At 50.6% G+C, this 12,238-nt stretch carries 12 protein-coding genes; 6 read left to right on the forward strand and 6 right to left on the reverse strand.

Going from position 1 to position 12,238, the window contains the following annotated elements; all coding sequences use genetic code 11:
- Positions 1-10: 10 nt before the first annotated feature.
- Both C1714_RS14200 and C1714_RS03440 read right to left on the reverse strand, forming a co-directional pair.
- Positions 11-421, reverse strand: a complete 411-nt coding sequence (locus tag C1714_RS14200; RefSeq protein ID WP_210115245.1) for a PLD nuclease N-terminal domain-containing protein — start codon at positions 419-421, stop codon at positions 11-13.
- Between the two features lie 542 nt (positions 422-963).
- Complete coding sequence (locus C1714_RS03440) at positions 964-2,241, reverse strand: ArsB/NhaD family transporter (RefSeq protein WP_102341879.1); 1,278 nt, start codon at positions 2,239-2,241, stop codon at positions 964-966.
- Positions 2,242-2,503: 262 nt separating this feature from the next.
- Here C1714_RS03440 and C1714_RS03445 point away from each other — a divergent pair, with 262 nt between their 5' ends.
- The gene (locus C1714_RS03445; protein WP_102341880.1) at positions 2,504-5,044 is read left to right on the forward strand and encodes an FAD-dependent oxidoreductase; all 2,541 of its coding nucleotides are present in this window, start codon (positions 2,504-2,506) and stop codon (positions 5,042-5,044) included.
- 186 nt (positions 5,045-5,230) lie between these two features.
- On the opposite strand, the gene C1714_RS03450 is transcribed toward C1714_RS03445, so the two are convergent.
- The 3 genes from C1714_RS03450 to C1714_RS03460 are packed head-to-tail and all read right to left on the reverse strand — an operon-like array spanning position 5,231 to position 7,441.
- Positions 5,231-5,521 (reverse strand): hypothetical protein, encoded by a 291-nt coding sequence (locus C1714_RS03450; RefSeq protein ID WP_102341881.1) that lies wholly within the window; start codon positions 5,519-5,521, stop codon positions 5,231-5,233.
- Positions 5,518-6,933 (reverse strand): ISL3 family transposase, encoded by a 1,416-nt coding sequence (locus tag C1714_RS03455; protein WP_167849913.1) that lies wholly within the window; start codon positions 6,931-6,933, stop codon positions 5,518-5,520. The genes C1714_RS03450 and C1714_RS03455 overlap by 4 nt, the downstream gene beginning before the upstream one ends.
- Positions 6,934-6,967: 34 nt before the next feature.
- A complete protein-coding gene (locus C1714_RS03460) occupies positions 6,968-7,441 on the reverse strand; it encodes a DUF6431 domain-containing protein (protein ID WP_102341883.1) in 474 nt (157 codons plus the stop codon).
- Between the two features lie 358 nt (positions 7,442-7,799).
- Here C1714_RS03460 and C1714_RS14395 point away from each other — a divergent pair, with 358 nt between their 5' ends.
- Positions 7,800-8,027 (forward strand): type II toxin-antitoxin system HicB family antitoxin, encoded by a 228-nt coding sequence (locus tag C1714_RS14395; protein WP_245305027.1) that lies wholly within the window; start codon positions 7,800-7,802, stop codon positions 8,025-8,027.
- A gap of 224 nt (positions 8,028-8,251) precedes the next feature.
- Here the strand turns inward: C1714_RS14395 and C1714_RS03470 are convergent, their stop codons facing one another.
- Positions 8,252-9,082, reverse strand: a complete 831-nt coding sequence (locus C1714_RS03470) for a MerR family transcriptional regulator (RefSeq protein WP_102341884.1) — start codon at positions 9,080-9,082, stop codon at positions 8,252-8,254.
- Between the two features lie 123 nt (positions 9,083-9,205).
- On the opposite strand from C1714_RS03470, the gene C1714_RS03475 reads away from it, so the two are divergent.
- From C1714_RS03475 to C1714_RS03490, 4 genes are read left to right on the forward strand one after another with little or no spacing between them, the layout of a single operon-like run.
- Positions 9,206-9,571: a GntR family transcriptional regulator gene (locus C1714_RS03475; protein WP_102341885.1), complete on the forward strand. Its 366-nt coding sequence runs from the start codon at positions 9,206-9,208 to the stop codon at positions 9,569-9,571.
- On the forward strand, positions 9,558-10,442 hold the full coding sequence (locus tag C1714_RS03480) for an ABC transporter ATP-binding protein (protein WP_167849914.1): 885 nt from the start codon (positions 9,558-9,560) through the stop codon (positions 10,440-10,442). The genes C1714_RS03475 and C1714_RS03480 overlap by 14 nt, the downstream gene beginning before the upstream one ends.
- Positions 10,435-11,904, forward strand: a complete 1,470-nt coding sequence (locus tag C1714_RS03485) for a hypothetical protein (RefSeq protein WP_102341887.1) — start codon at positions 10,435-10,437, stop codon at positions 11,902-11,904. The genes C1714_RS03480 and C1714_RS03485 overlap by 8 nt, the downstream gene beginning before the upstream one ends.
- Before the next feature lies 1 nt (position 11,905).
- Positions 11,906-12,190, forward strand: a complete 285-nt coding sequence (locus C1714_RS03490) for a winged helix-turn-helix domain-containing protein (protein WP_102341888.1) — start codon at positions 11,906-11,908, stop codon at positions 12,188-12,190.
- The last annotated feature ends 48 nt before the right edge of the window (positions 12,191-12,238 follow it).

Consider the following 12,238-nt stretch of genomic DNA (forward strand, 5'->3'; position numbering starts at 1 on the left):
AGCCGGCACTCTAATGGAGATAGCGGTACTGACCGGAAAGATCTGTATCCTTCAACGCGGCTTCATAGACAACGGGATCCTGTTTGAAATAAGTCTTTGCCGCATCTGTTTCCTTATGAATATCCTTGTAGATCTTTGAGTCGAAGCGGTCCATTACTTCGAGAAAGAGCCAGATCAAGATACCGCCGACCGGAGCTACCAGGATGACGACGATCCACATCATGTCGGAAGAAAGATGACGCGAATAGCTGATGATCAGTAACACAACGATGAGGCTGAAGATACGCAGCACGGCTTCGATATTCGTAAGCCATGCGGCTGGAACATATTTGATCAGACCATAGAGAAACGCAGCTTCCAGCAGAATGAGAATGATAAGAATGAACATCCGGCTGAATAACACATGAAGGATTTTTTTCATAACGGCTCCTGCAAATATTGTACGCGCCAAGTGCAGCCGCCGCCTGATAGAAAAAAATATTTTGGACGCAAGCGGTTACAAATTTGCAACGAAGTTAGTTACAGCTAAAATAGGCTGCGGACCCGAAAACCGGGAGCTGGGAGGCAGTCTATGGCAGAAAAATTCAAGAACTTCTGGGAACGCTATTTCGAGCGCTGCTATCAGAAAGCGCTGGAACATTTGAAGAACGGTGACGATTACGAGGCAATCCTCTGAGCGTCACCGTTTTTTCTAGATACAGCTCCTGCTCCCCTGCTTCTTTGTATACTGCCGCAACCAGACTGAGCATTTTGAAATCCCATTTGTTTTCTCTTCATAATCTGTAATTGAATCTCTGCATCCCTGAGCCTGCACCAGATTCCCTTATTTTATATAGGAAAATAAGGGAAACGCAATCTAGGTAAGGGAATGACTAAAATGCAGCCAATATCAATAAAAAGGCACAGGGAAGTGTACCCTGCGCCTAAGGAAAACAGATGCTGAATAAGATGTTTGACAGTTTCTTATGCCCAAACGAGCCACAGGAAGATATAGCCCGAGAGAACGGCAACCAGCGTAAACGGAATACCGATCCGCATAAAGTCACGCGTCTTTACTTCGTAACCTTCCTTGTTCAGGATACCGATGCCGGCAATGTTGGCACTGGCACCGACCGGCGTAATATTTCCGCCAAGCGTAGCTCCGATCAGCAGACCAAAATAGAACAGATACGGCTCCACGCCCATCAGCGTCGAAATCTCCGTCACCACCGGCAGCATCGTTGCGACATACGGAATGTTATCGATGAATGCCGACAGGATCACGGACACAAACACGATCATCGTATACATGCCGAACTGGGAAGTTCCGCCGATCTTTACAAACAGATTCGCAATCTCTTTGATGACGCCGGCTTCCGTAATGCCGCCGATCACAATGAAGAGACCAAACAGCAGAAGCAGCGTCTGATAATCAATGGAGTGAAGAACATCTTTCACAACCTGCGTGTTCTTTGTGCGGATCCATTCATAAATGACACCGACGATGGCATAGATGATGCAGATATAGCCATTGGTCAGTTCCGGCTTGTTTTCGAAGAATGAGGCGATGATCAGAGTGACTACGACACCGATCATCAGCACGGACGGAACATAGTCCGTAACGACCGTCTTCACTTCGGAATCAACCTTCTCACTGTCTTTGCGGAACAGGAAGAGAAGCACCGGAATTGTCATCAGGGCACCAAGCTCGACCGCAAAGGCAATGCCCGGCTTCCCGTGGAACCAGAAGAAGTCCGTGAAGCTCATATCTGCATAACTTCCCAGAAGAATGGAAGTCGTATCGCCGACCAGCGTCGCCGCACCCTGCAGGTTGCTTGATACAGCAATCGAAATAATGACCGGCACCGGATTAATATCCAACTGCCGCGCCACCGCAAGACCGACCGGCGCAACCATCAGAACCGTCGCAACATTATCGACAAAGGCGGAAATGACGCCGGCAAACAGCGACAGCGCAACGACGGCCCACTTCACATTCGGAACAATCCGCAATAGCCCCTCCGCCATCCTGGAAGGCATCCGGCTCTCGATGAACAGTTCTACGACACCCATCGTCCCCGCCAGCATCAATAGAACGTTCCAGTTCACGTATGACACGATTGTATTGGCCGGAAGAAGGCCCGTGACGACGAAGACTCCTGCCGTTACAAGCGCCACGATCCAGCGCTTTTCACTTTTTACCCGCAGCAGGAAGACATACATGATGATGAACAATACCAGTGCTACATACATTCGATTCATTCAAACCACTCCCGTATTTTTATGCAGTACCAAGAAAGTATAAAGGGACTCAGAATCAAATTCACAGAAAAATCCGCCCCCAGGACCTCAATATTGACAGAAAAGGATAATTGTTCCGGGAAGAGTCACCTACGCGGAATCATGCGCTGCACAAAATCTGAATGAAATTGCCGTAAACCCTTGACCCTGTACGGAATACAGGGTTTAGAGTATTTAAGCATTGATTGTGAAATCACATACAAATCAATGATGGAGGAAAAAAATGAAGGGAAAGAAGTTTACGGCAGCTTCTGTCAGTGCTTTCGTTGCGGCAGCGGCTGTCCTCAGCGGATGCGCTTCGTCGTCCAGCACGGCTTCCGGTAAGACGGGTACTTACCATGGAGAGGCACAGGGCTTCGGCGGCATCGTATCTGCTGACGTCACATTCGACAATGGCAAGATTACGGATGTTGTACTCACCGGGGACAAGGAAACACCAACGATCGGCGGTGCGGCTTTGGATGAGCTGAAGAAACAGGTACTGGATGCGGGCAGCGCAGAGATCGATGGCGTATCCGGTGCGACGCACACATCGGATGCAGTGAAAGAGGCGGTGCAGCAGGCGATTGATGCGACGGAAGAAGGCACCTCTTCGACGGGTAATACAGCAGTAACCTTTACCGCAGGCACCTATACCGGTACAGCAACCGGCTATAACGGACCGGTCGAGCTGGATGTCACATTCAGCGACAGCGGCATCGACGATATTCAGGTCAAGACAAGCTCCGAGACGGCACATGTCGGTGACGTTGCCTATGACATCATGTTTGCGGATGCCAAGGAAGCAGTCGGCTCGGGCATTGATTCCGTATCCGGCGCAACATTTACGTCCCGCGCCATCAAGGATGCGCTCGATGATGCGGCGCAGCAGGCAGGCGTTTCCGATCTGTCCGCATTCCAGAAGAATACGGTTGTTCATTCGGCAGGTGATCCGATCGACGAGACCTATGACGTTGTTGTCATCGGTGCCGGCGGCGCAGGTATGGCTGCGGCAGCACAGGCCGTACAGAACGGTGACTCTGTTGTCGTTGTAGAAGAAAATGCGGAAATCGGCGGAAATACGCTGGTATCCGGCGGTCAGTTCCAGTCCGTTATGAAGTACCTCGTCTGGGATGAGAATGATCCGGAGGCTACGGAAGCTGTCTGGGACTACAATGGCCAGACCTATACGAAGCTGAAGGCGACGCAGGGTCAGCTTGGCGTTCTGAAGACTATTCTCAACTGGTCCGAGAAGCCGTTTGATCCGACGTATTTCGATACGCATGACTATGTGGCAGGCGATATTGAGACACTGTCGCAGGCAGGCGTGCACCAGGAATACCTGCCGACGCTGCAAGCACTGAAGAAGGAGATCCAGGCGTATATCGACTATGCGCAGCCGAAGCTTGATGCCGGCGCGTCGGAGTCGGATCTGACGCTGTTCTCCACCGTCAATCTTCATATCTTCCAGACATATTACGGCGGTCTGCGCCGGTCGGCCGATGGCAAGGACTGGATCTATGGTGACTATGATCTTGTTTCACAGTTTATCGAAGACGGTCAGGGGCTGAAGGAGTGGCTCGAGGACCAGGGTTCCCTGTTTGCGGATGACAAGCAGCTGACGCTGATCGGGGCCCTCTGGTATCGTGAAAACATGAACCTTGGCTGCGATATTAATAAGGATGGCGAAAAGGAAGCGACCGGCAACTGGGGCACTTATTTCCTGCCGCTGCGCACGACGGTTGAAAGCGTCGATGGCAACGAGATCATGACCCGCACCAAGGCAGAGAACCTGATCATTGATAACGGTAAGGTTACGGGTGTTACGGGTACGCAGTATGATGGTACGCCGGTTACGCTGCACGCCAACAAGGGTGTGGTTCTTGCGACAGGCGGCTATGCGGCCAATATCCAGATGGTCATTGATAACAATGAATACTGGGATTCGCAGTATCTCACCTCCGGAATCAAGACGACGAACCGTTCCTCGCTGCAGGGCGACGGCATTGTGATGGGTGAAGCTGCCGGTGCCGCGACGACGGGCATGGGCTTCCCGCAGATGATGCCGATCTCCTGGATCGACAATGGCAACCTTGCTTTCGGCGGCGGCCAGTATGCGGTCTACATCAATCCGACAACGGGCAAGCGTTTCGTCGATGAGTCCGCGGAACGTGATGTTCTCTCGCTCGGAGAATTCGCTAACGGCATCGACTACAACGGTACGAAGGGTGTGTTCCTGGAGTTCACCAATGCCAATACGGCAATCGGTATCCCGTATCCGTATGACAAGTATGAAAACGGTCAGGTCACCGAGATTTCGCACGACGATGTCGAAAACCGTGTCTACTACGTTTCCAATGCAGAAGACATTCAGAAGGTTCTGGACCAGTATGGCATGACGGCAAAGCCGGAAGATATCTATGACACGATCCGTCAGTATGATGAAGCCTATCTGGCGGATGGTACGCCGTCCGACGGCATCAAGAAGAGCGCATGGAACGCAACGATCGGAACGGTCGATTCCAACGGTGATTATAAGCTGGAAGGCGAACTGCTCCGTATCCGTGTCATGGCTCCTTCGACGCACCACACGATGGGCGGCCTGGTTGTTGATACGAAGCGTCACGTAATGACGACGGACGGCGCATCGATCGACGGCCTCTATGCGGCAGGCGAAGTTACCGGCGGCATTCATGCTGGCAACCGTCTCGGCGGCAACGCAATCGTCGAAGTGCTGGTATCCGGACGTACCGCTGCCAACGCCATTGACGAAGACAACAAGTAATTAACGGAAAGAGAACCGTAAAAGGGCGGGCTGAGTGATCTGGCGATCTAAATTTTTCTGGGGAGGCCTCGAAATCGAAGTGAAATAACCTGGGGTCTCGGGGCACCCCAAAAAGGTTTATCCGCCATGAAGCCGTCTGGTAAAACAGGCGGTTTTTCTTATGGAAACGAAAAGGAGACGGGCCCGTTAAGGCTGCGTCTCCAGCAGTTCTTCGTATTCGTCCAGAAACATCTCGCAACAGATGGCGATGTGGGCAAGCATCTCGTCTGTACTCAAGGCATACAGGATCCTGTTGTTCGTATGGTCGTGCTGCTTCAGATCACTTTCAATGCCGCGCATTAATCGCTGCGCTGAGCGGCACATTCGGTTCAGGGAACGGATGCGGGGCTGCAGATATAGTTCTGCTTCTTTGCCATACAAACGGGCTCCTTCTGCCGTGATCCACACCTGGTCGTATGTTAATCCGTTTGTTGTCATTGCTTAACCTTCTTTGGCGGAATGACAGGGTTCAACAATGGCCGGGAGCTCTTCCTGAGCACATAGAGGCAGCGGTTGCGGAACCTGTCCCAGTTGGTATATCCGTTGGCTGCTTTCTTGATCGTCTTGATGATTGAGTTCCGGTTCTCCATCAATCCGTTATTCAGTTTTATGTCGGACACTACCACCTGGCCTGTGTCCTTATCGACTGTATGACGCTGCTTTACGACAATGAATGAGTTGATGATCTCCTCTCTCCAGCTGATCAGGGTGCGGGAGAACTCTTTCATTTCCGGAATACCACTGGCTGCGAAGGACTGAATCAGTTTGTTCAGCTCCTGGGGAGCAGTATCGTAAGTGCAGTTGTCATAGAAGTCCACAACGTCATCCTTGAGGTCCCATGCCTTTTTCAAATCGGGATGAACGGCTTCGATCATGGCTTTAATTTCGTAATAATTGAGGAACCGGTTCAGCTTGCGGTTCATTTTCCTTGGATGGCCGGGATCGAACAGCTTTTTACCATCTTTGTCTCTGGCGTCCAGCCGCTTGAATATCATCCAGTTGAATGTCTTCAGCAGATAATACTCGTTGGTTTGTGTTTTTGTGCCTTCAATATATTTTGGAGTCTGCTTCATTACTCTGATCCGGACGCTGTCAGCCTTTCTGGAGAGCTCCTGGCTGACATGATAATGGTCAACGGAATGATAGGCCTTAGGGAACAGCTGACGTATGATGGCGCGGTATTCACTATACATGTCCGTGGCAATCATTTTGACGCGCTTTCGCTCTTCCACTGGGATTTTGAGAAAGTAGCTGAGCAGATAATCTTTTCTTCTGCTTGGCAGGATATCCACCGGCTCCTGTGACTCAAAGTCGAGAATAACGAACACATATTTTGAGTTCTCTCCCGGATGATAAAATGCGTAGTTCTCATCCCAGCACATCAATGTGGGCAGAGGTCTTCGCGCCTCCTTTACGTGGGCATCGAAGACGGAGGCAGCGGTTGTGGGAGAGATGTGATACCGCTTAGCGACGGAAGCGAAGGTCTCGGTCTGAATCTTCAAATCGTTCAGAATGTTTTCAACCGTGAGGGCGGAGATGTGCTGCTTCCTGAAACAGAATGGATTGTTCTCATAGTACGTTCGATGACAGACAGGACAGATGTACCTGCGGGCATGATAGAAGATGGTGCACTCACGATCAGTAAAGACGCCGTGGCTTATCTTCTTGTCAATGTAGTCCTTAACCCTTGGCAGGGTACAGCCGCAATCGGGACAAGGCGGATGATCCGGCCGCAGTAAAACATGGACAGACGCACTGCCATTGTCATTATGGAAGATGACATTCTCCACACTGCCTGTATCGAGGTTAAAGAATTCAAGAATGGCCTGTTTATCAGATTGTTCGGACATAGATCTTCTCCTTTGAGCCCAGCATAGGGGAAGATCAGGAAAGGCCCAAGTCAAAGTCATTTGGCCTATTCAGGCAGAGATTGATTCCGGCCACCCAGCCACTGGAAGAATCATATTCTGGAGCCCGGCGGACATCACGCCGGAATAGAACACGAAGCTGTTGAAGCAGCGAATCAGGCGGATCAACCAGCTTCAGGAAAATCCGGAGCTGCACAATGAGCTTATCGAGCCATTTGTTCCAACGGTAAACGGAAGAATCGGAAGGAAGCGAATAACGATCAAGATCCAGATCATTGTCCAGAGCCGATTCGATGGTCTGCACCGAGTAGTGCTTGTAAGGGACAAGGAAATCAGGGAGGACACGGTGATGTCGTCCGTTGGAAGAGACGACGACAGGGATCCAGATCCAGTAAGAACCTTCTGGCGTTTTAACGCATCTTCTGGCTGTTCCACAGTGATTCATTGACAGGCCTGTTTCAGGATCCAAAACAGGATCGCTGCATTCCATCAAAAATCGCCCGGATGATTAGGATGTTTAACAATTTTGTATTGTGAATGTGTTACACTAACCATGGTTTTGGTTGTGGGTTCAGAGGTTGCTGGGAAGCTTGACTCTGAACCTTTTCCTTTCTGTTGATGTCTTACCGCATAATAATCGGCAAATACGAAAAAGAGAAGGCCTGAGTGCCTCCCCATGTAAGTTTGGAGCTGTTTTTCTTCTCCCGGATAGTCAACCCCAGGATTTCTTAGAGGCACCCCGAGACCCCATCTATTTTTAGATAGTCAGTGATCTCAGTCCGCCTTTTCACAGGCTGATAAAGCGTGTATATATAGAAAAGAAACGAAAGGTTGAGGAGGCAGCCCACATGAAAACGATTGAATACTATATGAGTCTTCCTTATCCATTGGAAATGATTCCGGATCCAGCGGAAGGCGGATATGTTGCCCGCTATCCGGATCTTCCGGGTTGTATCACAGTAGGCGAAACGCTGGAATCTGCCGCAAAGAATGCAGGCGACGCAAAGAAAGCGTGGCTGGAAGCGGCGCTGGCTGATGGAGTGGATATTGCTGAACCTTCATCGCTCTCTCGCTGAGCATTCTAAGCAGAAAGGTGTCAGTATGAACCAGTATTGTGTATATCTGTTATCGAAGAATGATGAACAGGAAATGAACTGCTATTCGCATTGCAAAGCGGAAGACAGTCTGCGGCAGCGATAGATAAATATTGGAAAAGGATAAGACAAATATTATAAGGATATATGGGAAAGGGTGCCCTGAATATTCGGCACCCTTTCTTTTATGCTGATCTCGCCCGTTTTTAATGCGTCTGTGAGGCTCTTTCCGCTTTTTCTGTGCGCGGATGGATTTCGATGCATGCACGAATACGGAAGTGATACAGGGGCTTACCGTCTCTGACTTCGACTCTTGCAATATAGCCGGTCGTGTCGGAGAGAAACGTAAGATGGTGGTCTTTGGCATACTGCATCATCGGCGCTATCTGCATCAGATTCATGTGTTCAAGATCCGTGACGGCAATCATCATGGAAAGATGCTTTCCGTTGGGGATGATGGCCGCATCCTTAGTGACGGGGATGTTTCTTTCTTCCAGCATGAAACGGTAGGTGCCGATGCCGGCCTTGATCGGAATAATCCTGTCTTCAATGGGACCGTTGAGGATTTCCCTGGAAATACAGATGACCGCCGTCTGTGACAGATAGAAGTCGGAAGATGGCTGAAGCTGCGCAACGTCGGAAAGATCATAGTAGTCAATTTTGTCATCGACGGATTCCATGACGCTTACCTTCTGCTGGAAGGCAACGGTGGATTCTTCTATATGGCTCTTTTCAAATTCAAGAAAGCGGAGGCGGTTGTTCAGACTCTTGATCTGAAGCTGAATGTCCCGGATTTCTTCATCAAGGACGTCATAGATCTGGGACACATCGGTCTCTTCATAAATTTTCTGAATCTTGTAGAGCGGAATCTCATACTCCCGCATCTTGCGGATATAGGTGAGCTCAATGAGACAGGCAACGGTGTAGTCATAATAGCCGTTGTCTTTCTGTACGGGATGGATCAGACCCTTGAGACGGTAGGAACGGATCGTTTCCGGGTTGATGCCTGTGAGCATAGACAGTTCATGTATCTGCATCGGAATTCTCCTGCCTAAAGTTTAATCCAATCTTTATCTCTGTGGGCTATTGACAAATGGCAGTACAGATAATACAGTTAAATCAGATAGTACAGATAGGACAGATGATTGAAAGGAGGACGCATGTTCTTATTGAATATCCAGAGCAAGGTCCCGATCTTTGAACAGATTGAGACACAGATGATGCGGTTCATTGAGACCGGTGTCCTGGCACCGGGCGATCGGCTTCCATCGGTCCGGCAGCTGGCCAAGGACAACGGAATCAATCCCAATACCGTTGCCAAAGCCTATGCCCGGCTGGAACAGGACGGCTACGTACACAACGTTCCAAAGAAAGGGGTCTACGTTGCCGAGGTGATTCATCCACAGACGATCGATGAGAGGATCGTGACAGTAATGAGGCAGTGGCGCGATGAAGGGGTCGCAAAAGAGATGGTTCTGGCATGTGCCGATGCCGCCTATGAGGAGAAGAACGATGCTGAAAATTGAAAATGTATATAAAAACTTCGGCTCCACGGAAGTGTTGAAGGGGCTGAATCTGGCGGTTGAGGAAGGCTCCATCTTCGGCCTGGTCGGTGTCAACGGGGCCGGAAAAAGTACGCTGCTGCGGCTGATCGCGGGCGTCTACGGGACGGATCAGGGGACCATTACCTTTGCGGACCATGATACGTTCAGGGACCCGGATATTCGCCGGTACATCGCCTTTGTCAGCGATGAGCCGTACTATCCCATCGGTTCCACGATCGGGTCGATGAAGAACTTTTATGCGTCGCTGTATGACTTTGATGATGCGGCCTTTAAGAAGTACTGCGGCATCTTTGAACTGAATCCTTCGATGCGGATGCTCAACCTTTCCAAAGGCATGAAGCGCAGGGCCGCATTGTTATTTGCGCTGAGCATCCATCCGAAGCTGCTGTTACTGGATGAGGCCTACGACGGCCTGGAGCCGATTGCGCGGCTGCACTTCAAGCAGGTGCTCGCGGACCTCGTGGAAGATGAGAAACTGACCGTGATCATTTCGTCACACAACCTGCGGGAGCTGGAAGATATCTGTGACAGCTACGGCATCCTGGAGGACGGCGTCATGTTAACGTACGGAGATCTGATCGCTTCCCGCGAAAATATCAACAAGTATCAGGCGGCCTTTACCCACAATATGACGGCGGACGCATTCAAGGATCTGGATGTGCTGCATCTTGAAATTGAGGGCCGCGTCGTCAAGGCAGTGATCCGCGGTCCGCAGGAAGAAGTCGAGGCCAGGATCCAGGAAATGAAGCCGGCACTCATCGATGTTCTGCCGGTAAGCTTCGAAGAGCTGTTCATCTATGAGGTGGAAACGAAGGGAGGATGCCATGAATAAGCAGTATTTTAGGTTTCTGATGCGGTATCACCGGGTACCGATCATCTTCTTCTTTGTCTTCTATATGATCATTGCGCTGTCAACGTTTATGACGGGATCGTCTTCCTATGAATCGGTATATGCAGGTGCTTCGACGCTGTCTAGTACCATCGAGACGTGCATGGTCATGAGCGTTCTGCTGTCGTTCGGTGTCCCGATTTATCTCTTCTCATGGATGCACACGAAGAAGAGCTGCGACGTCTATGGCGCCCTTCCCTATACACGCAAAGAAGAATTGATTACTTCGCTTGTGTCGGCGTTTCTGGTGTGCTTTGGCTTCTTTGTTCTGGGGACGATCATTCCGGCGGGTGTCGGCCTTGTGCACGGGCAGATGTATTTGTCAGGCTACCTTCTGACGCTGGTGATGATGGCATTGGGCAGCGCGGCGCTGTTACTGTTTAATGCGGGTCTGTACCTGATTGCGAACAATGCGCTGGACGGCGTCGTGATGCTCGGGGCCTACCATGTTCTGCCGTTTATGTTGATGGTGACGTGGGGCAATGTGTTTTCGAGCCTTGTTGCCGGCATCAACAGTCCGAATATGACGATGATCAGCTGGCTGTCGCCGGTATATTCGGCAGGCAGTCTGGTGACGGATGCCTTCTCGATGGCGCTGACGTCGAATATGAATATGCAGATGTATCCGGATCTGCTGGGACGCTCCTTATTCCTTGCCGGCTTCCTGGTGCTTTCCATCTTCCTGTTGAAGGCGAATTTCCTTGATCGCCGTCTGGAGCGTGCGGAGCAGCTGTCTGATCAGACGCTGGCCTATCCGCTGGTGATCCGGATCTATACGGCGCTGTGCCTATTGATTCTGGCTGCGGGCGCGATCCGTGGCAGTGTCGAGTTCCTGATGTTTATCCTGATCTTTGCGGCGTTTATGGTGTCGCAGTTTGTATACCGCCGCACGATCCGGCCCAACTGGAAGATGATTGTGCAGTTTCTGATTCTGCTGGCAGCTGCGTTTGTGATTGCCGGTATCGGCTGGTGGACCAGAGGATTCGGACTGTCAGAGCGTCCGGTGGATTATGCCCATGCACAATCCATTACCTATCGGGCCAGCAATGATGACAATGACACCAGCGTCGACCTGCAAATGGACCTGAAGGTGGACGACAGTGATACGCAGGCGATTGCGATGCTCGAACAGCTGCGGCAGAAGAGTATCGATGACTATTACAGCCACAGCGGTGAACCGGAAGAAATGTATCAGGATAACAGCCCTTACAGCTACGGCATCCTTTCCTTTGAAATAAACGGCGTCTACTATATCTATGATATCAAGGCGGCAGATGAATTATCGATCGATGATCTGCGCATGATGAAGAAGTACGGGACGCAGTCGATTTATCAGTATTCCTATTCCTCCGGAAACACCATTCAACTGACGCTGGATCAGTACAGTGACCTCTTCGGGAAGTAATATGAGCATTCGACTCAATGCGCAGGATCGTATCGTCTACGCAGACGGTGTTGCGACGCATCTGACGAAACATGAGTGCGGCATATTGTCAGTGCTGATGGCGCATCCGGACTGTGTCGTTTCAAGTGAGCAGATCTACCGTGAGGCATGGGATCAGGAACCTTATGCATGCCGGGGGACAATCTATGTCCATGTGCATCATCTGCGTACAAAGATAGAGCAGGACCCGGATTGCCCCAGACACATTCTTAGGGCATGGGGCCAGGGCTATGTGTATCATCCCTGATTCATCTATCCTTTATATATATAGAAAAGGCGCTCGCTGAGGAGCGCC

The organism is Galactobacillus timonensis (assembly GCF_900240265.1).
Lineage (GTDB): Bacteria > Bacillota_I > Bacilli_A > Erysipelotrichales > Erysipelotrichaceae > Bulleidia > Bulleidia timonensis.